The organism is Actinopolyspora mortivallis DSM 44261 (assembly GCF_000384035.1).
GTDB classification, from domain to species: Bacteria; Actinomycetota; Actinomycetes; order Mycobacteriales; family Pseudonocardiaceae; genus Actinopolyspora; species Actinopolyspora mortivallis.
The window spans coordinates 2,692,841-2,714,304 of sequence record NZ_KB913024.1 but is presented as its reverse complement, the minus strand read 5'-3'; the positions used below and the strand labels follow the sequence as shown (position 1 = coordinate 2,714,304).

Genomic DNA, 21,464 nt, shown 5'->3' with positions numbered 1-21,464 from the left:
GCCAACTGGCCGGTGGCGGTCCTTCGTGGCGAGCGTCCGTGCCGAAGCGTAGCCGGAAACTCCTCCGGAGGGTTGTGGAGCGGCTGGACGTGCGCGATCTGGGCTACCGGTGGGGATCGCTGGGCACGGGTTCCCGCTTGAACCCGCACTGGGCCGTGATGCAGCCACCCCCGAGCCCGCTCGACTACGTGCTGGTGCACGAACTCGCGCACGCCACCCAGGCGCACCACACGCCGGCCTTCTGGCGGTTGGTGGAACGTGCCCTGCCGGACTACGAACAGCGCAAACAGCGCCTGGCCGGGTCGGGAGCGGAACTGTGGCTGGGCTGACGTGGCGGTTTCCCGGGAAACCGCCACGTGGCGTACAGCCGGAGATGTTGCCTCGGTTGCTGGCGGGGTTGGACCGGGTGCGGAGTGAGTATGCGCAAGCTCAACAGCTTGCCCAGCGGCTTTCTTATGCTCAGCCGCCTGCCTACGACGAGGTGACCGCACAGATCACCAGGAGTATCGCCCAGCGTGCTCAGGGCGGAGAGAACAGCCTGTTCGACACGGCCGAGGGTGTGATCAAGTGGGTCGATGACTTCAAGGCCGCCGTACAGCAGGCGATCACAGACACCCAGCGTGTCGAGGAAGCCAACAGGATGGGCCGGTCGTGACGCCGCATCGTAGTATTCGCGGACTGCTGGCCGTGGTGTGTCTGTGCACGGTGACGGCTTGTGGTGGAGAGTCCCCCGACAGGGCGAAGGACGGTTCCGGCGGAGGAGTAGCGAAGAGTTCCGAGGCTCCTTCCGGGGATCCCTTCGCCGTCCCCGAGGCGTTGGACCTGTCCGCGGCCTTCGGTCCGTGCGAGCTGCTCACCCGGCGGCAGGTCGAACGTCTCGGAGCGGGCCGGCCTCAGCCGGACGGCGAGTCGGCATGGGGGCAGGAGCAGTGTCGGTGGAAGAACGAGAGTTTCTCTGTCGTTCTCGCTCCGGATACCACCCAGAAGCAGGGATTGAAATTCGCTGCTTACACCAGTACTGCGGACGGTGAGCCGACGCACGAGGTGAAGGAGTATCCCGCCGTGCACGGAAACGGAAAAACCGAAACGAGATGCTCGACGATCGTCGGAACATCACGCGAGGACGTGATCTATGTTTCTTTCGCTATCGGCACGGACGGTAGGGACGATCCGGAGTACGCGCGGCCGTGTGCCATGTCGGACAGGATCGCGGGCATGATGCTGGAGAACCTGCCCGCCGAGTAGCCTTCCGGACCGGGCGGGTTCGGAGCGGACCTCGGTCGCCCGCACCGCCCGCCTTCCCGGGTGTTGCTCACGGCCACGGCCCCAGCTCGGGCAGCGGCCCGTCGCCGTCCGGGAGCCGCCGCGGGGTGCGCCCGGCCATCCAGCACGCGATCTCCCGGCACGAGCCCGTGATCCTCCGGGTGGGGGAGTCCCCGAGCTGCCAGGTCCGATCCAGCTCCTCGGGGGCGAGCACCACCCCGGCCCCCTCCAGACGCGGCAGCAGGAAGTCGATCGCGTGCTCGCAGAACTCCGGCGTCCAGTGCTGTTCGGTGTGGTCGAGGTCGAGGTCGACCGTGTGGATCTCCAGTTCGCGCCAGCGGCACAGCACCAGGTCCGCCACGGTGCCGTCACGGAAACGCACCGGACGCTGCCAGTCCCGCTCGGCCACCGAGTCCCAGACGATCTCCAGCTGGGCCTGTGAGGTCGCCAACTGTTGCACCAGCGCGATGCTCTCCTGGGCCGCGTCGCGTTCGATCGCCTCGTCCCGGTCCCCGGCGGGATAGGGGTCGACGAGTTCCCCCCGACCGGCGGCGCTGGTCATGTTCGCCAGGGCGATGGCGTTGTTCGCCAGATGGGCGACCACGTGCGCACGGGACCAACCAGGCAGTCGGGAGTCCGCGCGGAACTCCGCGGGCTCCAGTTCGCTGACCAGGTCCAACAGGGTGTGGTGGCCGTCCCTCACCCGGTCGAGAACAGTGTCGTTCATGGTTCGCGAGCCGCCTTCCACACTCGGATCCGCCGTTGAGGCCCAGCACCGTACAAGGATGCCCGAAGGGGTTCGTAGAATCCCGGTGTGACACAGACCAGCCCAGCACAGCGCCGTGAACTTCCGTCGACCTGGAACCCGGCCGACGTAGAGGCCGAGCTGTACCAACGCTGGGTGGATGCCGGCTACTTCGAGGCTGACGCGAACAGCGACCGCCCGCCGTTCTCGATCGTCATCCCCCCGCCGAACGTCACGGGAAGCCTGCACATCGGCCACGCGTTCGAGCACACGCTGATGGACCTGCTCACGCGTCGGCGTCGGATGCAGGGCTACGAGGCCCTCTGGCTGCCGGGCATGGACCACGCCAGTATCGCGGTCCAGGCTCTGGTGGAACGCCAGCTGCGGGAAGAGGGCATCGACCACCGTGAACTCGGCCGGGAAGGCTTCCTGGAACGGGTGTGGCAGTGGAAGGAACAGCACGGGGGAGCGATCCTGTCCCAGATGCGCCGTCTCGGGGACGGTGTGGACTGGTCCCGCGAGCGTTTCACCATGGACGCGGGGCTGTCCCGGGCCGTGAACACGATGTTCAAACGGCTCTACGAGGACGGGCTGATCTACCGTGCCGAACAGCTGGTCAACTGGTCGCCGAACATGCGCACCGCGATCTCGGACATCGAGGTCGAACACCGCGAGGTCGAGGGCGAGCTCGTCACGATGCGCTACGGCGACGGGGACTCCGCTCTCGAGGTCGCCACCACCCGCGTCGAAACCATGCTCGGTGACACCGCCGTGGCGGTACACCCCGAGGACGACCGGTACAGGCACCTGGTCGGCACCGAGATCGAGCTTCCGCTGACGGGCCGGACGATCCCCGTCATCGCCGACGAACACGTGGATCCCACCTTCGGCAGCGGTGCGGTGAAGGTCACCCCCGCCCACGACCCCAACGACTTCGAGATCGGGCGTCGACACGACCTGCCGATGCCGACGATCATGGACGAAGGGGGGCGTATCGCGGACACCGGCACCCGGTTCGACGGAATGGACCGGTTCGAGGCCCGCGAGGCGGTGCGGGAGGCCCTGCGGGAGCAGGGGCGCATCGTCGCGGAGAAGCGCCCCTACGTGCACAGCGTCGGGCACAGCTCCCGCTCGAAGGAGCCGATCGAGCCCCGGTTGTCCATGCAGTGGTTCGTCAGGGTGGGGCCGCTGGCCAAGGCGGCCGGGGACGCCGTGCGCGACGGGCGGGTCGAGGTGCACCCACCCGAACTGGCCAAGCGCTACTTCGACTGGATCGACAACCTGCACGACTGGGCGATCTCCCGGCAGATGTGGTGGGGTCACCGCATCCCGATCTGGTACGGGCCGAACGGGGAGGTCGTCTGCGTCGGCCCGGACGAGGAGCCACCCACCGGGGAGGGCTGGCACCAGGACGAGGACGTGCTGGACACGTGGTTCTCCTCCGGGCTGTGGCCGTTCTCCACGATGGGCTGGCCCGACGACACGGCCGACCTGCGCAAGTTCTACCCGACCAGCGTGCTCGTCACCGGTTACGACATCCTGTTCTTCTGGGTCGCGCGGATGATGATGCTCGGCCTGTACGGGATGTCCGACCGCTCGCCGGAGGAGGCGGTGCCGTTCCGCAGGATCGCGCTGCACGGCATCGTCCGGGACAAGCACGGCAAGAAGATGTCGAAGTCCTCCGGCAACACCGTCGACCCGTTGCAGTGGATCGACACCTACGGCACCGACGCCGTGCGCTTCACCCTCGCCAGGGGCGCCAACCCCGGTGCCGACGCCCCGATGAGCGACGAGTGGGTCGCCGGGGCGCGCAGTTTCGTGACCAAGCTGTTCAACGCGACCAGGTTCGCGCTGGGCAAGGACGCCTTCGCTCCCGAGCGGCTTCCGGACCGCGCCGAACTCACCGACGCGGACCGGTGGATCCTCGACCGGTGCGACGCGTTGGTCACCGAGGTGGACGAGCTGCTGGAGGACTTCCAGTTCGCCAAGACGGTGGAGGCGCTGTACCACTTCACCTGGGACGAGTTCTGCGACTGGTACGTGGAGCTGTCCAAGGTCCAGCTCGACGAGGGCGGTCGGCGCGCCGAGCACACCAGGGCCGTGCTGGGGCGGGTGCTCGACGTGCTGCTGCGCCTGCTGCACCCGATCACTCCCTTCGTCACCGAGGTGCTGTGGACGGCGCTGACGGGGCGGGAGTCGGTCGTCGTCGCCGAGTGGCCGGTTCCCACCGGGGAACCGGCGGACGCCGCCGCGGCGGGTCGGATCGACGCGCTGCGGCGTCTGGTCACCGAGATCCGTCGTTTCCGGGCCGACCAGGGGGTCAAACCGAACCAACGGGTGGCCGCCGACCTGGAGGGGTTGGAGACGGTGGGTCTCGTCGGGCACCTGCCCGCCGTCCGTTCCCTGGCCAGGCTCGACGCGCCCGGCGAGGGCTTCAACGCCTCCTCCTCCATGCGGGTGGGGCTGGCCGACGGCGAGGTCACCGTGGGGATCGACCTCTCCGGGGCCGTGGACGTCGCCGCCGAGCGCAAGCGTCTCACCAAGGACCTGGAGGCGGCCCGCAAGGAACTGGACGGCACCGAGAAGAAACTGAACAACCCGTCGTTCACCGAGAAGGCTCCGGCCGAGGTCGTGGACAAGATCCGGTCGCGCAGACAGACGGCGCTCGCCGAGATCGAGCGCCTCAACACCCGACTGGAGTCACTTCCGGAGTCGTGAGCGTGTCGCGGTGCGGGGGCCCGTGCGGCCCCCGCACCCGGGAGGAGAGTGTTGTACGTGGCCGACTCCGAACCCTCCGAGCTGCGCGAGCTGCGGGTCGTCGAGTCCGAGCTCAACGAGCGCTGGCCGGAGACCAGGATCGAGCCCTCGCTGGACCGGATCCGGGCGTTGACCGACCTGCTGGCCGAGCCCCAGCGGGGCTACCCGGTGGTGCACGTCGCCGGGACGAACGGCAAGTCCTCCACGGCACGCATGATCGACGCCCTGCTGAGCAGGATCGGTCTGCGTGTGGGGCGCTACAGCAGCCCGCATCTGCAACTGGTCACCGAGCGGATCAACATCGACGGGGGGCCGATCAGCCCCGAGTCCTACGTCGAGGCCTACCGGGACATCGCCCCCTACGTGTCCATCGTGGACTCGAACAGCGAGGTCCCGATGAGCAAGTTCGAGGTGCTGACCGGTATGGCCTTCGCGGCCTTCGCCGAAGCGCCCGTGGAGGCGGCCGTGCTCGAGGTCGGACTCGGGGGCAGCTGGGACGCGACCAACGTGGCCGACGCCCAGGTGGCCGTGCTGTGCCCGGTCTCGTTGGACCACGCCGAGTACCTCGGCTCCGACATCGCGGGCATCGCCGCGGAGAAGGCCGGCATCATCAAGAAGGACTCCGTGGTCGTGATGGCCTCCCAGAGCGAGGAGGCCCAGGAGCCCATCCTGCGCAGGGTCGCCGAGATGGACGCCACCGTCGCCCGCCAGGGTCACGAGTTCGGGGTGCTGGAGCGCTCCGTCGCGGTCGGCGGCCAGATGCTGCGGTTGCAGGGACTGGGCGGCACCTACGAGGACGTCTTCCTGCCGGTGCACGGCGAACACCAGGCCCACAACGCGGCCCTGGCGCTCGCCTCGGTGGAGGCGTTCTTCGGTGCGGGAGCCGAACGGCAGCTCGACATCGAACAGGTGCGGGAGGCCTTCGCGGGGATGGTCACCCCCGGACGGCTGGAGCGGGTGCGCACGGCCCCCACGGTGCTGGTGGACGCCGCGCACAACCCCCACGGGGCACGGGCGCTGGCCGACGCGGTCGGCTCCGAGTTCTCCTTCCGTAAACTGGTCGGCGTGGTCGGGGTGATGAGTGACAAGGACGCCCGGGGCATCCTCACCGAACTGGAACAGGTGGTGGAGGAACTCGTGGTCACACGCAACTCCTCCCCGCGTTCCACGGCCCCCGAGGAACTCGCGAGCCTGGCCGAGGAGCTGTTCGGCCGGGAACGGGTGCACGTGGAGCCCAGGTTGGACGACGCGGTGGCCTCGGCGATCACTCTCGCCGAGCAGACCACCGACCCCAACGAGTCCCTCTCCGGTGCGGGCATCGTGATCACGGGTTCGGTGGTCACGGCCGGGGAGGCCCGCGCCCTGTTCGGCAAGGAGCCCTCGTGAGCTCCGCAGGCGGGAACGGTGGACAGTCCTCCGGCGGAAGGGAGCGGGGACTGCCGCAGGCCCCGCCCGACGTCCGCGACCCGTGGAAGGGGCTGCGCGGGGTCATGGCGGGCACCCTGGTGCTGGAGTTCGTGGTGTTCGGGCTGGCGCTGCCGGTGGTCTGGCAGCTCGGTTCGGGCGTCGGCAGCGTCGGTTTCGCCGTGGTGGCCGTGCTGACGGTGCTGTTGTTGCTGGCCGGGTTCGTGCAGCGGCGCCGCTGGGGCCTCGGCGTGGCCTTGGTGTTGCAGCTCGCGCTGATCGGGTGTTTCGCGGTGCACCCTGCGATCGGCGTCATGGGTCTGCTCTTCGCCGGTGTCTGGGGCTACATCCTGTATCTGCGCCACGACGTCGCCACACGGATGCGGGAGGGCAGGTTGGCCGACCAGCTCGGTCATCCTCCCGGCCATCCGCCCCGGGGGTGAGTCCGCCCGCCACGCGTTCCCGACCAACCGGCTCATCCGTGCGGGCCGCGAGGGCGAGGCGGCGCGGAAGCCCTCGCGACCCGCACGCGAAGGGTCACTCCGACTGACGAGCCACGTCGATGACCGCCCGCCCCCGGATCTCCCCGCGGTCCAGCGCGCCGAAGGCCTCGTTCACCTCGTCCAGGGAGTAGTGTCCGCTCACCGTGTCCTGCGGTCGCAGCAGGCCACGGGCGACCAGGTCCAGCAGCACCGGCATGTCCCGGCGTGGCTTGGCCCCGTAGGAGCCCTGCACCCGCAGTTTGCGCCGGGCGATCGTGGCCAGGTTCACCTCTCCCGTCGAGCCGGGTGGGGCGATGCCCACCACCACGACCTGCCCCCCTTCGACCACCGAGTCCCTGGCGACCTCGAAGGTGGTGGTCGATCCCAGCGCCTCGAAGGCCACGTCGACGCCACGTCCCCCGGTGTGTTCCCGGATCGCCTCGGCGGGGTCGGTGACCTCGGCGGAGTTCACGGTGGCCGTGGCACCCAGGCGCACGGCCGCCTCCAGTTTCTCCGTGCCGATGTCCACGGCGATGATCTCGGAGGCGCCGAACACGCGGGCCAGCTGGATCAGGGCGGAGCCCACACCTCCGGCGGCGATCACGGCCACCTTGTCCCCCACCCGGATGTCGGCGGCGTGGCGCAGCGCCCCGTAGGCCGTCATGGTCGAACACCCCACCGCGGCGACGTCGGAGAGCTCGACTCCCTCGGGTACCCGGTACACCGAGGTGGCGGGGGTGACCACCCGCTCGGCCAGCCCGCCCATCGAGTACATCCACACCGGGGTGCCGTCCGGGAAGGACAACCTGCTCCGACCGTCGTAGAGCTGTCCCTTCGCGCGGTTGTGGGCGAAGAACTCCAGACAGATCTCCTCGTTGCCCGCCGCGCACTGCGCGCACCTTCCGCAGGGCATGATGAAGCTCGTGACCACCCGGTCACCGGGGGAGAGCCCGCTGACCGCGCGCCCCGTTCCGGCGACCACCCCGGCCACCTCGTGCCCGAGCACGGCGGGCGTGGGAAAGGGCAGTTCGCCCTTGTTGACGTGCAGGTCCGAATGACAGGCCCCGCACGAGGTGACCTCGACGAGCACCTCGTCGTCGGCGGGGTCGGCGTGTTCGACGTTCTCCAGCCGCAACGGTTCGTTGGGGGCGGTGTGTACGGCGGCGCGCATGGGTGAGCTCCTCTCACTCGGACGACAGACCAGCCGGTCGGTACGTTGCCGCCGAAGTTATCGCGCGACCCCGCCGCGTAACAGACTTGACAGTCGGACCGCCGGTGGGGCGGGTCTCGGGGCACAGAGGTCCGGCGGGCGCGGTGCCCCCACCGGGGTGGGCGGGAGTGTGGCGAATACCCTTGACCGGAAGAAGAACCGGACTCGTCCGACCGGGTCCGCGGTGACCCCGGATTCCAAGGAGAAACCCGTTGAGTGAGCGCACACTCGTCCTCGTCAAGCCAGATGGTGTCCAGCGGGGGCTGATCGGTGAGGTGATCAGTCGGATCGAGCGCAAGGGGCTCAGGCTCGTCGCCCTCGAGATGCGCCACGTCGACCGGAAGCTCGCCGAGCAGCACTACGCCGAGCACGACGGCAAGCCCTTCTTCGAGTCCCTGCTGGAGTTCATCACCTCCGGCCCGGTGGTCGCCGCGGTCGTGGAGGGACCGAAGGCCGTCGCCGCGTTCCGGCAGATCGCCGGTGGCACCGACCCCGTGGAGAAGGCGGACGCGGGCAGCCTGCGGGGCGACTACGGCCTGGAGGTGCAGTACAACCTCGTGCACGGCTCCGACTCCCCCGAATCGGCGGAACGTGAACTCAAACTCTGGTTCCCGGATCTCCAGGCATGAGTGACGACGAATTCATCACCGGACCGCACCGTGTGGACCAGCCGCACCCCGATCTTCCCCGGGCTCTGGCGGACCTGCTCGGTCGGGTGACCGTCGCCGGTGGGATCACGGGATTCACGGCCGACACCGAGCTGGAGACGCTCACCGCCACCGCGCAGCGGATCGTCGACGACACCTCCGCGAGTCCGAAGCGGCGGCACGTGCTGACGGCGGGCAAGCAGCACACCCTCGCCGGAGCGGTGGTGCTGCGCCTCGGTGAGTTCCCGGTGGAACAGCACCGTGCCGAACTCGACTGGTTGCTGGTCGATCCCGAGGTCTCCGAGAGTGACGTGGCCGGGAAGCTGTTGGACGCCGCCGAGTCCCACGCCACGGCGCTCGGACTCACCCAGTTGACGCTGCGCGTCGGTGCCGACGGTCGGACGGAGCGGTTCTACACCGACCGGGGCTGGGTCGAGCGCGGACGCTGGCCCCGGGCACGGTACGCGGGTGACGGCGAGTACCGCGACGAGATCTGGTTGACCCGTGATCTGTGACCGACCGGTCCCCGGGCGCACGGTTCGTGCCCCGGGGACGAGTCCGTGGGCGGGTGTGCGGTGAGCACCGGCCCCGGTGGTGCCGTCCCCTGACCGAACGGTCGGGTAGACGGTGCGTCGCCGGTTGCCGAAACCGAACACTCGAAAGTGCCCACGTCGCACTGCTGCCCGTATCCGCTCGTTACGCTGGGGAATGTGCCTGTGGAATCCGTATACGACCGCCTGGAACCGCTGCTGTCTCAGGTATCCAAGCCCGTCCAGTACATCGGGGGTGAGCTGAACTCCTCCGTCAAGGACTGGGACGAGGCGACCGTCCGCTGGTGCCTGATGTACCCGGACGCCTATGAGGTCGGGCTGCCCAACCAGGGCGTGATGATCCTCTACGAGATCCTCAACGAGCAGCCCGGCGTGCTCGCGGAGCGCACCTACTCGGTCTGGCCCGACCTGGAAGAACTCATGCGCGAGCACGGGATTCCCCAGTTCACCGTGGACGCGCACCGGCCGGTCGGAGCCTTCGACGTGCTGGGAGTCAGCTTCGCCACCGAGCTGGGCTACACGAACCTGCTCACGGCGCTGGACCTGGCCGGCATCCCGCTGCACGCACGGGACCGCACCGACGAGCACCCGATCGTGTTGGCCGGTGGGCACGCCGCGTTCAACCCGGAACCGGTCGCCGAGTTCGTCGACGCCGTGGTGCTCGGTGACGGCGAGCAGGCGGTGCTGGAGATCACCGAGCTGATCCGGGCCTTCAAGGAGGAGGGCACCCCCGGGGGACGCGCGGAGCTGCTGGCACGACTGGCCGCGCAGGGGGTGTACGTCCCCGGCTTCTACGACGTCCACTACCGGGAGGACGGCCACATCGAGGAGGTCGTGCCGAACCACCCCTCGGCCCCGCACCGGGTCTTCAAACGCACGACCATGGACCTGGACGAGTGGCCGTATCCGAAACAGCCGCTGGTGCCCACCGCCGAGAGCGTCCACGAGCGGATGAGCGTGGAGATCTTCCGCGGCTGCACCCGAGGATGCCGCTTCTGCCAGGCGGGGATGATCACCCGGCCGGTGCGTGAACGCTCCAACCGGGGTATCACCGAGATGGTGCAACGCGGCCTGGAGTCCACCGGGTTCGAGGAGGTCGGTCTGCTGTCGCTGAGCTCGGCGGACCACTCCGAGATCGGCGAGATCACCAAGGGACTGGCCGACCGTTACGAGGGAAGCAACACCGGGCTCTCCCTGCCCTCCACCAGGGTGGACGCGTTCAACGTCGACCTGGCCAACGAGCTCTCGCGGAACGGTCGTCGCTCCGGGCTCACCTTCGCCCCGGAGGGAGGCAGCGAGCGCATCCGCCGGGTCATCAACAAGATGGTCTCCGAAGAGGACCTCATCCGGACCGTGTCCACCGCCTTCTCCAGCGGTTGGCGTCAGGTGAAGCTGTACTTCATGTGCGGGTTGCCCACCGAGACGGACGAGGACGTGCTCCAGATCGCCGCGATGGCCAAGGAGGTCATCCGGGCTGGTCGGGAGGTGTCCGGGCGCAAGGACATCCGCTGTACGATCTCCATCGGTGGTTTCGTGCCGAAACCGCACACTCCGTTCCAGTGGGCCAGTCAGGCCCATCCGGACACCGTCGACGAGCGGATGCGCAAGCTGCGCAAGGAGATCACCTCCGATCGACGCTTGGGACGGAGCATCGGTGTGCGCTACCACGACGGCAAGCCCTCGTTGATCGAGGGACTGCTTTCCCGGGGCGACCGCCGGGTCGGACACGTGATCGAGCGGGTGTGGCGTTCCGGAGGTCGTTTCGACGGCTGGAACGAGCACTTCTCCTTCGACAGGTGGGTCTCCGCCGCCGCCGAGGTGCTGCCGCCGTTGGGGGTGGACCTCGACTGGTTCACCACCAGGGAGCGTTCCGAGGACGAGATCCTTCCGTGGGACCACCTGGACTCCGGCCTGGACAAGGAATGGCTCTGGACGGACTGGCAGGACGCCCTCGCCGCGCGTGAGCAGGACGACTGCCGTTGGACCCCCTGCTTCGACTGCGGGGTGTGCCCGACCATGGGCACCGACATCGAGGTGGGGCCCTCCGACCGGCCTTTGCTGCCCATCACCCCGGTGAACAGTGGTACACCGGTACGGAACACGGCGTTCGAATCGGCGGGCGGAGCCGACTGAGACCGTATGGTGCGGGATGTCCCGGTTGGTGTCCGCCGGGGCGGTTCGCTCTCGACACGACCACGGAGGATGCTCTGAGTCAGCAACACCAGCCTCATCCCGTGCTTTCGAGTGGCCACCGGGTGCGTTTCCGCTACACGAAGCGTGGCCATCTGCGATTCACCTCGCATCGTGATCTGGCCCGGGTCTTCGAACGCGCCTTACGGCGTGCCGGTGTGCCCGTGGCCTACTCGGAGGGCTACAGCCCGCACCCGCGGATCTCCTGGGCGGGGGCCGCTCCCACCGGGGTCGCGAGTGAGGCGGAGTACGCCGAGATGCAACTGGCCCGGGAGGTTCCCCTGGCCACGTTGCACGAGGAGCTGCGTTCCACGCTTCCCGCGGGTATGGACATCGCCGAGGTGGTGCCCGCGGGAACGGGTTCGCTGCCCGACCGGCTGGAGGCCAGCACCTGGCGGGTGGAGGTCGAGGGGATCGACTTCTCCGAGCTGCGGCGCGCGGTGGAGCTGCTGAGGGCCTCCGAATCGGTCGAGGTCGAACGAATGACGAAGAAGGGCCGTCGTACCCTGGACGCACGGGCGGCTCTGGTCGACATCCGCCTGCACGGGGCCTCGACGTCGGGTGTCGGTCCGGACGCGGAGAGTGTTTCCGGGGCGAGCGATGTCCCACGCGTGGACGATTGCCCGGATCGTGTACAGCGATATGGGATAATCGTCATGGTCGTACGGCATGCGACACCGGTTGTGCGACCCGACGACGTACTCAAGGCCCTTCGCGTCGTCGCCGACTTGCCCACGCCGGAGGTTGCGCGAGCCACCAGGTTGGAGCAGGGTCGGCTCGACGACGGAGGCACGATCGTCGATCCGCTGGCTCCGGACAGGGCGGCGGCCGGAACCCGCTAGGTGTTTGCCTCCTTCGGGTGACGGGATCGACGGACGCCGTCGACCCACCATGCGATCGCCTGGGGCTTGGCCAGGGCGCAAGGGATCCAACAGAATTACCGCCACCGAGTGGCGGAGGGCCGACAACGTATGTAGACCCCTGTGTGGCCGCGTCCGTCACGGACGCGCCCGGGGGTGAAGGAGTTGAATGTTGAACAGGGAGACGTCCGCTGGGGACTCCGGCGGACAATCAGTGGCATCCCGACGGGATGGACGGGCGCAGGGGGAAAACACCCAGCGGACCTTCGAACTGCCCCCCAAGATGCGCGTGCACGCCTTGGCGAAGATGCTGGAGGTAACCAGTCGCGAGGTGATCGCCAAACTGGGGGAGCTGGGGCACTCGGTGCGCAGCGCGCAGGCGAACATCACCCGGGAGGTCGCGCTCGAGGTGGTGGGGTCGTTGCGACCCGAACGTGTCGAGCCCACCGCGAACGGCGGACGACCCCCCGAGCGGCACACCCGGCGGGGCGAGAGCGCCGACACGGGAGCGCGTGAGGAACCGGCCACCGCATCCGAGGCGGAGGAACGGGCGAGCTCGGAGCGCGCGCTGAACGGGAGCTCCGGTGCCGAAGGACGCCAGAGCGCCTCCGCCGAGGTCCCGGCCGAGGAGAGCGGCGAGGCGGAGTCCGACCCCGCGCAGGAGGCCCTCGCCCCCACCTTCGCGCCACCCCAGGCCATGTTCCTGCCTCCCAGGCAGTCGGAGACCACGGGGGAGACCGACACCGCTACCGAGGAGACCGGTGAGTCCGCCCCCGCCGAGGAGCAGTCCGCTGCTCCGGAGTCCACCGAGAGGAACGAGAACGGCGAGTCCTCGGGCGGAACCTCGACACGCCGCAGGCGGCGACGCGGCCGCAGGGGCCGCGGACGTGGCCGGGGCGGGGACGAGGAAGGAACCTCCTCGGCCGGTGAGGCCACCGCGAGCCCGACCGCCACGGGAGAGGAGACGGCCAAGAGCGGCAAGTCCACGAAGAAGGACCGCAAGGACCGCAAGGCCAAGAAGGACAAGAACGTCGACCCCGGCGCGGAGACCTCCGCCAAGGACGAGGGGGAGACCGCCAGTGGCGCTTCCGGCTCCGAGAGCCCCGGTGCCGAGGAGGAGACGGAGGCGACTTCCGTGAGCAGGAGGAGGCGCCGCAGGCGTCGGAAGAGTTCGGCAGAGTCCGACAACCTCACCCGCGAGGACGATCCGCCGAACACGGTGGTGCACGTCCGGGAGAGCACCGGAGAGGGCTCCCGGCAGGAGGCCGAGGACGAGGTCCGCGCCATCAAGGGCTCCACCCGCCTCGAGGCCAAGCGCCAGCGGCGCCGTGACGGCAGGGAAGCGGGTCGGCGGAGGGCCTCGGTGCTGTCCGAGTCCGAGTTCCTCGCCCGGCGCGAGTCGGTGGACCGCAAGATGATCGTGCGGGAGAACGACGGTCAGACGCAGGTCGCCGTGCTCGAGGACGACATCCTGGTCGAGAACTTCGTGACCTCGGCGGGCAGTGACTCACTGGTGGGTAACGTCTATCTCGGCAGGGTGCAGAACGTGCTGCCGAGCATGGAGGCCGCCTTCGTCGACATCGGTCGTGGGCGCAACGCGGTGCTCTACGCGGGGGAAGTGGACTGGGAGGCCGCCGGACTGGCCGGTAAGTCCCGCAGGATCGAGCAGGCCCTCTCCACCGGAGACAGCGTGCTGGTCCAGGTCACCAAGGATCCGCTGGGGCACAAGGGAGCGAGGCTGACCACCCAGATCAGCCTGCCCGGGCGTTTCCTGGTGTACGTTCCCGGGGGTGGGGCCACCGGGATCAGCCGGAAGTTGCCGGACAACGAGCGCAAGCGTCTCAAGGAGATCCTGAAGCGGATCGTGCCGGACGAGTCCGGCGTCATCATCCGCACCGCCTCCGAGGGCACCAGCGAACAGGCCCTCGACCGGGACGTGCGCCGGTTGCAGGCACAGTGGGAGGTCATCAAGGAGAAGGCCGAGACTCCCAACGCCCAGGCGCCCCAGCTCCTCTACGCCGAGCCGGACCTGCTGGTCAAGGTCGTGCGGGACCTGTTCACCGAGGACTTCTCCGCGCTCACCGTCCAGGGGAACCAGGCCTGGGAGACGATCGAGGCCTACGTGCAGCACGTGGCCCCCGAACTGCTCGGACGGTTGCACAAGCACGTGAGCAACACCGACGTGTTCACCGAGTACCGGGTGGACGAGCAGATCACCAAGGCGTTGGACCGCAAGGTCTGGCTGCCCTCCGGCGGGTACCTGGTGATCGACCGCACCGAGGCCATGACGGTGATCGACGTCAACACGGGCAAGTTCACCGGATCCGGGGGGAACCTGGAGGAGACGGTCACCAGGAACAACCTGGAGGCCGCCGAGGAGATAGTGCGCCAGCTGCGGCTGCGTGACATCGGCGGGATCGTGGTCATCGACTTCATCGACATGGTGTTGGAGTCCAACCGCGATCTCGTGCTGCGCAGGCTCACCGAGTGTCTGGGAAGGGACCGGACCCGCCACCAGGTGGCGGAGGTCACCTCGCTCGGACTGGTGCAGATGACCCGAAAGCGGGTCGGCACGGGTCTGTTGGAGGCCTACAGCAGCACGTGTGAGCACTGCCGGGGTCGCGGTGTGCTGGTCTCCACCGAGCCGATCGACCACAGTCACCACGGTGGTGGCGGCGGTGGTTCGCGGCGCAACAAGCAGCGTGGCAAGTCCTCCCAGCAGGACAACTCCGGCGGGCAGCAGCGCCCGGAGAAGACGGAGTCCACGGCCGAGGACGCTCCGGCGGCCGAGTCCGGCGGTGGCAAGCAGGCCCCCGCCGCGAAGTCAGCTTCCCGGCAGGAGTCGTCCTCCCGCACGGGCTGGAAACGCGAGACGGTTCCCGCCGACGTGTCCGGTGGGGCGGAGTCCGGGGAGACGGAGGCCGCTCCGGCGGCCGCGGCGTCCACCAACGGGACGGCTCCCGCCGGGGAGGCGGAGGCGGCCGCCGGCTCCGGTAAGCCTGCCGGGGGAGAACAGCAGAAGCAGCCCGCCCAGGGCAACGAGGTCGGTGTGTCGAGTGGCTCCTCCGGGAGGGGACGGCGCAAGGCCAGCAGGCCCGCCGGAAGCGTCGGGCAAGCCCCGCAGCCCGTGGTGGTGAGCGGCTCGGGGTCCGAGGACACGGAGCGGACGGTGTCGTCCTCGGACTCCTCCGTCGTCTCGGTGGGGCCGGCGCGGCGTTCCGGACGGCGCGCCGCCGGGCGTGCGACGGGACCTCCGGTGCGGCACTCCGGGGAGTGAGAGTCCGGTTCCCGGCCGGGAGCGCTGCCCGCGCTCCCGGCCGGTTTTTTGTGCCCGCCGGGTTCCGTTGCCACGGGGCGCGGCCGAGGGCGGCCGTCCGACTCCGTCCGCGGGGTGCGACGGGTGTTGCCGTGGGGTTCTGCCGAGGTTCGCCGGTTCTTTTCCGCGTTCGGTCGTTCGCGGTGGGTGAGGAGGAACTATCTCCGTGATCGCTCCCAGGGCGGTGCGAAGTGACTAATTTCACGAATAAGCTTCGTGTTTGTCGTCACGGTATGGCGTTCCCTGTGATGTGCGTCTATGGTTACTTCCCGGTAAGAGTAATGGACGTCACTCCGTGTGTTTTTTCTCCCATGGCAGGAGTGACACCGCCACCCAGTCCCCGAGCCATCGAGGTGAACCATGGCCACTGGTCGCAAGGCCGACACCGAAGACGGCAACACGGCGGGCGGACGCACCCGCTGGAAGGTTTTCGCGCTCGTGCTCGCCGCGGGCTTCTCCGGAGTGGCCGTGATGCTCACCGGCCTGTCCAAGGGGGCCGTGGCGGCCTCCTTCACGGTCTCCGGGACGAGCTACAAGGCCTCGGCCGACAAGCTCACCGGAGAGGGCGTTGTGCAGTTCGGCTCCGTGGACCGCAGCGCCGACGAAGCACACCCGGTGCTGGTCAACGGCTTCCAGCACGCGAAACTGACCAACTTCTGCCAGTCCATCCACGTCACCGACCTTCCCGGCCTCGGTGACGCCACGGTCCGGATCAAGGCCGCCGACGGCATGAGCGCCGACAACCTGGTCCTCGGAATCGACCAGGTCGACGGTGACCTGACACTCAACAACGTCGAGATCGGCAGGGACGCCTCCGAGCTGAGCGCGGGCCCGGACGGCGCCCAGGGCGCTCCGGGAGGATTCGGGATCCAGGCCAGCGGAGCGACCATCGACGACCTGCGCCAGCAGGCGTGGTCGACCACAGCTTCCACGCTCAACCTCAACGACGTGAACATCTCCGTCGTGCCGGGCGACAAGCCCTGTTTCTGACCCGGCCGGGATCGCAGGCCGTGACACACGAGCAGAGGAGGGGCGCTCGTGGAGAAGTCGACGAAGGTTCTCCGAGGAAACACCAGGGCCCGACTGTCCACGGTCCGCAGGGCTTTCCGGAGCTGGCGCAGAACCAGACCGTTCTGGGGTGGGGTGTTCACCCTGGGGGCCGCGTTGCTGCTGCTGTACCCGCCGTACGCCTCACTGGAGTTCGGTGACATCCAGATCGCGCTGCGTACCACCGCCGGTATCACGGGTCTCGTGATCGGCATGGTGCTGATCGCCGCGGGGACGTCCTTCTGGTTCCGCCCGGAATGGAGGATCCCCGCCGGAGTCGTGACCCTGGTGCTGTCCGTGGTGGCCATCGTCACCGTCAACCTGGGATCCCTGCTGACCGGCACCCTCAGTGGTCTGGTCGGAGGTGCGCTGGCGATCGCGTGGTCGCCCCGCCAACGCCCCGGAAAACACGGAACCGACCGGGCGAGCGCCTCCGGGCGCGCGCGGGAGGGAGCGAAGCCCTCCCCGGTTCCCCGGGAACGCCCCAACCACTCCCGGCAGGAGGTCCCCACGGGTGAGACCGTAGGAACCGAGGGAGGAGAGGCGTGAGCCAACAACGGTGCCGTCCACGTTCCCCGCTGGTCGGCGGACGTCGCCGCGGAGGTCCCGCCGCTCGCGCGCGGGTGTTCGCGGTGACCTCGTTGATCACCGGCCTGATCGTGGCCGTCGGCACGACCGGCTTCGTCGGGACTCCGATCGTGGCGGCTCAGCAGCTCGAACCGAGCGGTTCCCTCCCGCCGCCCGCGAGCACCTCCTCCCCGGAGGAACCGGATCGGCCGAGCACCGACGTTTCCTCCCCGGAGGAGCCCTCCGCAACGGCGACTCCGGAGACCTCGACGGAACCCGCTCCCCCGGAGGAGGACGGAGCGAACACGGACACGGAGGAGTCACCGAGCGGGTCCACCTCCGCCGAACGACTGCCACCGGCTCCGAACCAGCCTCCCGACGTGCGGCCGGGGCCGGGGCGTGTCTGGACGTTGACGGCCAGCACGCTGACCCTGGAGGGGGTGCGCTACAACGGCTTCGCGCTCAAGGAGGTCGACGGCGAGCAGGTGCGCACCATGCACTTCACCGTCGACACGCTGCGCATCGGTGATCTGGTGCAGCGCGGCGGACTGACCGGCGACGACAGTGTGCGCGTTGCCGCGCGTCCCGGTTCCGTCTCCACCATCACCGAGGGCCCCATAGACCTGTACACGCGCAAACTGACCGGCACGCTCAACGTCGCCGGGTACCCGTTGGTCCCGATGGAGCTGTCCCCGGAGTCACTGTTGATCCCGGATCTGGACCTCGGCTTTCTCGAACTGCCGAAGCTGACCTTCACGGACGCGGTGGTGCGCAACGTCGAACTGGACGGGGGTAAACTGTTCATACCGGGCGCGAACATCGCACCGGAGTGACGGAGAGTGCGATGGGCGCGGATCCCGGACCGGGGCCTCACTGCCCCTGCGCGGAAGGCGCGCGACACCGCACTGTATGATGGTGTGGAATTTCTCGCCGCCGGACGGGCGGAGGGGGTTCGGCGTCTGTCAGACGAGGTCCGCCCGGTAAGGTCGGCCGCCGTCGTGGAGGCAGGAACCCACTGTGGCGCCGCCTGGTCGGCGTACTGGGAATCCCCGTGCGAACGGGGATGTGCGTACGTCGCAGACTGGTGAACTAGCGAAACCGAGCAGCAGGAGACTTCCGACTCATGTACGCGATCGTCAAGACCGGCGGCAAACAACACAAGGTGGCTGTCGGGGACGTCGTCGAGGTCGAGAAGCTCGAGGGCGAGCCGGGTTCCGAGGTCACCTTCCCGGCGCTGATGGTCGTCGACGGCTCCGAAGTCACCGCCGACGCCGACGCGCTCAAGAAGGTCTCGGTGACCGGTAAGCTGCTCGAGCAGACCAAAGGTCCCAAGATCCGCATCCACAAGTTCAAGAACAAGACCGGCTATCACAAGCGGCAGGGGCATCGGCAGCAGCTGACCCGCGTCGAGGTCACCGGCATCACCAAGTGAGGGCGTGAGAAGACATGTCGACCAAGAAGGGTGCGTCCAACTCTCGGAACGGCCGTGACTCGAATCCCAAGTTCCTGGGAGTCAAGCGTTTCGGCGGCCAACGAGTGAACGCTGGCGAGATTCTGGTGCGGCAGCGCGGTACCAAGTACCACCCCGGCGGTAACGTGGGACGCGGCGGCGACGACACGCTGTTCGCGCTCTCCGCCGGCTCTGTGGAGTTCGCCCGCAGGCGCGGCCGCAAGTACATCAATGTCGTGCCGAGCGAGGCCTGAACCGGCTTCGGGCACACCCGTGTTTTTCCGCGAGGGGCGGGGTCGGTCACGCACCGAACCCGCCCCTCGACTGGTTTCGGCCCCGCTTGGAGGTTCCCGTGTCGCGCTTCGTCGATCGTGTGACGATTCATGTCACCGCAGGTGACGGAGGTAATGGTTGTGCCTCGGTGCACCGGGAGAAGTTCAAGCCCTACGGCGGGCCGGACGGAGGCAACGGGGGCAAGGGTGGGGACGTCACTCTCGTCGTGGATCCCGGCGTGCACACGCTGCTGGACTACCACTACCGGCCCCACGTGACGGCCGAACGGGGCAAACAGGGACGGGGCAGCATGCGCAACGGGGCCTCCGGTACGGACCTGGAGCTGCCCGTGCCCGAGGGAACCGTCGTCTCCGACGCGGAGGGCAACGTGGTCGCCGACCTGGTGGGGGAGGGCACCAGGTTCGTGCTGGCCCGCGGCGGCCGCGGAGGCCTGGGCAACGCGGCGCTGGCCTCGAAGGCGCGCAAGGCCCCCGGTTTCGCCCTGCTGGGGGAGCCCGGCGAGAGCGGCGACTTCGTACTCGAACTGAAGTCGGTGGCCGACGTGGGACTGGTCGGCTTCCCCTCGGCCGGCAAGTCCTCGCTGGTCTCGGTGCTGTCGGCGGCACGTCCCCGGGTCGCCGACTACCCCTTCACCACGCTGACTCCCAACCTCGGAGTGGTGACCGCCGACGACAAGGTGTTCACCGTGGCCGACGTGCCCGGCCTGATTCCGGGAGCCAGCCAGGGGCGCGGACTGGGGCTCGAGTTCCTGCGTCACATCGAACGCTGCGCGGTACTGGTGCACGTGGTGGACTGCGCCACCTTCGAGCCGGAGCGCGATCCTCTCTCCGACATCGACGCCCTCGAACACGAGCTGGCCGAGTACACCCCGGCGTTGAGCCGGGAGCAGGGTGCAGTGGACCTGAGCGAACGTCCGCGCCTGGTCGTGTTGAACAAGATGGACATCCCCGACGCGCGCGCCATGGCGGATCTGGTGCGCGAACAGCTGCGGGAACGGGGCTGGCCCGTCTTCGAGGTCTCCACGGCCACCCACGACGGTCTGCGGGAGCTGCGTTTCGCCCTGGCCGAGGAAGTGGAGAACTTCCGGGCCAACCTGCCCGCCCCCGAGCCGCCGCGAGCCACGGTGCGTCCGCGCCCCGTCGACTCCGGTGGGTTCGTCGTCGAACCGGATCCGGAACTCGACGACGCCTACGTGGTGCGTGGCGAGAAACCGGAACGGTGGATCAGGCAGACCAGTTTCGACAACGAGGAGGCCGTGAGCTACCTGGCCGACCGCCTCGCCAAACTGGGCGTGGAACAGGAGCTGGCCCGACAGGGGGCCCGCCCCGGCAGCCAGGTCACCATCGGTTCCGTGACCTTCGACTGGGAGCCCACCACCCCGGAGGGCAACCTCGAGTCCGGGTCTGGTCGGGTCAGCGCGGACGAGCGCAAGGCCGCCAAGAGGGCCCGCCGTGCCGGGACCACCGACGAGGCGGGTTTTCCCGCCGACAGCGGCGAGTACCACGAGGACACCGAGACGGACGAGGACGACCTGTGACGAGTTCCGAGACTGTCACCGCCGGGCTCTCCGCCACCCGGCGGGCCGTGGCCACCGCCCGCAGGATCGTGGTCAAGATCGGCTCCTCCTCCCTGACCACCACGGAGGGCGGTCTGGACGGGCGGAGGCTGGACACGCTGGTGGAGACGTTGTCCCGTCGGGTGGCGGAGGGAAGCCAGGTGGTGCTGGTCTCCTCCGGTGCGATCGCGGCGGGCCTCGCCCCACTGGGGCTGGGCGGGCGCCCCGGAGATCTGGCCACGCAGCAGGCCGCGGCCAGTGTCGGTCAGCAGACCCTGGCCCACGCCTACGCGGCGTCCTTCGCCCGGTTCGGGCTGACGGTGGGCCAGGTGCTGTTGACCGCCGACGACGTGGTGCGCAGAGCGCACTACCGCAACGCGCGCCGGACCCTGCGGCGGTTGCTGAACCTCGGTGCCGTGCCCGTGGTCAACGAGAACGACACGGTGGCCACCGCCGAGATCCGCTTCGGGGACAACGATCGGTTGGCCGCGCTGGTGGCCCACCTGGTCGAGGCCGACGCTTTGGTGCTGCTTTCCGACGTCGACGCCCTCTACGACGGGGATCCCCGCGCCGGGCGGGCGCGGGCTGTCCGCGAGATCACCACGGCCGAGGACCTGGAGGGGATCTCGGTGGGGGGAACCGGTTCCTCCGGGCTCGGAACGGGCGGGATGACCTCGAAGGTGCAGGCCGCGCGGGTGGCCTGTTCGGCGGGAATCCCCGCCCTGCTGACCTCGGCGGAACTGGCCGAGGAGGCCCTGGGCAGGGCCGAGGTGGGAACCGCGTTCGGGACCACCGGCCCCCGACTCTCGGCCAGGAGGTTCTGGCTGGCCCACGCGGCGAGCGCCCGGGGCAGGCTGCACCTGGACGCCGGTGCGGTCTCCGCCGTGGTGCGGCGCCGTCGTTCCCTGCTCGCCGCCGGCGTCACCGGGATGGAGGGCTCCTTCGAAGGGGGCGACGTGGTCGAGTTGGTCGGCCCCTCCGGGGAGGTGGTGGCCCGAGGGGTGGTCGCCTACGACGCCTCCGAGCTGCCGGAGCTGATCGGCAGGTCCAGCCACGAACTGCCCGCGGAACAGCGGCGTGAGGTGGTGCACGCCGACGACCTCGCCCCGCTCGACTGACGGAACCG

The 21,464-nt window shown here is 69.1% G+C and carries 20 protein-coding genes; 18 read left to right on the top strand and 2 right to left on the bottom strand.

Features of this window, described 5'->3' with window-relative positions; genetic code table 11:
• From ACTMO_RS0112765 to ACTMO_RS0112755, 3 genes are all read left to right on the top strand, one after another.
• Positions 1–329: M48 metallopeptidase family protein (locus ACTMO_RS0112765; RefSeq protein WP_157063048.1), on the top strand; the 329-nt coding region annotated here is incomplete at its 5' end.
• A gap of 152 nt (positions 330–481) precedes the next feature.
• Complete coding sequence (locus tag ACTMO_RS23725; RefSeq protein WP_245556159.1) at positions 482–655, top strand: hypothetical protein; 174 nt, start codon at positions 482–484, stop codon at positions 653–655.
• Entirely contained in the window at positions 652–1,245 is a 594-nt protein-coding gene (locus ACTMO_RS0112755) for a DUF3558 family protein (RefSeq protein WP_019855080.1), read from the top strand. The genes ACTMO_RS23725 and ACTMO_RS0112755 overlap by 4 nt, the downstream gene beginning before the upstream one ends.
• 67 nt (positions 1,246–1,312) lie before the next feature.
• Here ACTMO_RS0112755 and ACTMO_RS0112750 read toward each other — a convergent pair whose 3' ends face one another.
• A complete protein-coding gene (locus ACTMO_RS0112750) occupies positions 1,313–1,990 on the bottom strand; it encodes a maleylpyruvate isomerase family mycothiol-dependent enzyme (RefSeq protein ID WP_019855079.1) in 678 nt (225 codons plus the stop codon).
• Between the two features lie 87 nt (positions 1,991–2,077).
• Here ACTMO_RS0112750 and ACTMO_RS0112745 point away from each other — a divergent pair, with 87 nt between their 5' ends.
• Genes ACTMO_RS0112745 through ACTMO_RS0112735 form a run of 3 tightly spaced genes read left to right on the top strand, consistent with a single transcriptional unit; the run spans position 2,078 to position 6,612 of the window.
• A complete protein-coding gene (locus tag ACTMO_RS0112745; RefSeq protein ID WP_019855078.1) occupies positions 2,078–4,726 on the top strand; it encodes a valine--tRNA ligase in 2,649 nt (882 codons plus the stop codon).
• A gap of 57 nt (positions 4,727–4,783) precedes the next feature.
• Positions 4,784–6,151: a bifunctional tetrahydrofolate synthase/dihydrofolate synthase gene (gene folC, locus ACTMO_RS0112740; protein ID WP_026449187.1), complete on the top strand. Its 1,368-nt coding sequence runs from the start codon at positions 4,784–4,786 to the stop codon at positions 6,149–6,151.
• Positions 6,148–6,612: a DUF4233 domain-containing protein gene (locus ACTMO_RS0112735; protein WP_019855076.1), complete on the top strand. Its 465-nt coding sequence runs from the start codon at positions 6,148–6,150 to the stop codon at positions 6,610–6,612. Before folC ends, ACTMO_RS0112735 begins: the two co-directional genes overlap by 4 nt.
• Before the next feature lie 94 nt (positions 6,613–6,706).
• On the opposite strand, the gene ACTMO_RS0112730 is transcribed toward ACTMO_RS0112735, so the two are convergent.
• The gene (locus ACTMO_RS0112730; RefSeq protein WP_019855075.1) at positions 6,707–7,822 is read right to left on the bottom strand and encodes a zinc-binding dehydrogenase; all 1,116 of its coding nucleotides are present in this window, start codon (positions 7,820–7,822) and stop codon (positions 6,707–6,709) included.
• A 251-nt stretch (positions 7,823–8,073) separates the two neighbouring features.
• On the opposite strand from ACTMO_RS0112730, the gene ndk reads away from it, so the two are divergent.
• The 12 genes from ndk (at position 8,074) to proB (ending at position 21,456) form a co-directional block, all read left to right on the top strand.
• Positions 8,074–8,490, top strand: coding sequence for a nucleoside-diphosphate kinase (gene ndk, locus ACTMO_RS0112725; RefSeq protein ID WP_019855074.1), 417 nt, complete (start codon positions 8,074–8,076; stop codon positions 8,488–8,490).
• Entirely contained in the window at positions 8,487–9,023 is a 537-nt protein-coding gene (locus tag ACTMO_RS0112720; protein WP_019855073.1) for a GNAT family N-acetyltransferase, read from the top strand. The genes ndk and ACTMO_RS0112720 overlap by 4 nt, the downstream gene beginning before the upstream one ends.
• Before the next feature lie 201 nt (positions 9,024–9,224).
• Positions 9,225–11,192 (top strand): TIGR03960 family B12-binding radical SAM protein, encoded by a 1,968-nt coding sequence (locus ACTMO_RS0112715; RefSeq protein ID WP_019855072.1) that lies wholly within the window; start codon positions 9,225–9,227, stop codon positions 11,190–11,192.
• 101 nt (positions 11,193–11,293) lie between these two features.
• Positions 11,294–12,091, top strand: coding sequence for a TIGR03936 family radical SAM-associated protein (locus ACTMO_RS0112710; protein WP_019855071.1), 798 nt, complete (start codon positions 11,294–11,296; stop codon positions 12,089–12,091).
• 301 nt (positions 12,092–12,392) lie between these two features.
• Positions 12,393–15,386: a translation initiation factor IF-2 N-terminal domain-containing protein gene (locus ACTMO_RS0112705; protein ID WP_019855070.1), complete on the top strand. Its 2,994-nt coding sequence runs from the start codon at positions 12,393–12,395 to the stop codon at positions 15,384–15,386.
• A 399-nt stretch (positions 15,387–15,785) separates the two neighbouring features.
• Positions 15,786–16,415, top strand: coding sequence for a DUF6230 family protein (locus ACTMO_RS0112700; protein ID WP_019855069.1), 630 nt, complete (start codon positions 15,786–15,788; stop codon positions 16,413–16,415).
• A 48-nt stretch (positions 16,416–16,463) separates the two neighbouring features.
• Positions 16,464–17,021, top strand: a complete 558-nt coding sequence (locus tag ACTMO_RS0112695; RefSeq protein WP_019855068.1) for a DUF6114 domain-containing protein — start codon at positions 16,464–16,466, stop codon at positions 17,019–17,021.
• Positions 17,018–17,872 (top strand): hypothetical protein, encoded by an 855-nt coding sequence (locus ACTMO_RS23480; protein ID WP_211212955.1) that lies wholly within the window; start codon positions 17,018–17,020, stop codon positions 17,870–17,872. The genes ACTMO_RS0112695 and ACTMO_RS23480 overlap by 4 nt, the downstream gene beginning before the upstream one ends.
• A 290-nt stretch (positions 17,873–18,162) precedes the next feature.
• Positions 18,163–18,471, top strand: a complete 309-nt coding sequence (rplU, locus tag ACTMO_RS0112685; protein WP_019855067.1) for a 50S ribosomal protein L21 — start codon at positions 18,163–18,165, stop codon at positions 18,469–18,471.
• Between the two features lie 14 nt (positions 18,472–18,485).
• Positions 18,486–18,743, top strand: coding sequence for a 50S ribosomal protein L27 (rpmA, locus tag ACTMO_RS0112680; RefSeq protein ID WP_019855066.1), 258 nt, complete (start codon positions 18,486–18,488; stop codon positions 18,741–18,743).
• An 86-nt stretch (positions 18,744–18,829) separates the two neighbouring features.
• Positions 18,830–20,320, top strand: coding sequence for a GTPase ObgE (gene obgE / locus ACTMO_RS0112675; protein WP_026449184.1), 1,491 nt, complete (start codon positions 18,830–18,832; stop codon positions 20,318–20,320).
• A complete protein-coding gene (gene proB, locus ACTMO_RS0112670; RefSeq protein WP_019855064.1) occupies positions 20,317–21,456 on the top strand; it encodes a glutamate 5-kinase in 1,140 nt (379 codons plus the stop codon). Before obgE ends, proB begins: the two co-directional genes overlap by 4 nt.
• The last annotated feature ends 8 nt before the right edge of the window (positions 21,457–21,464 follow it).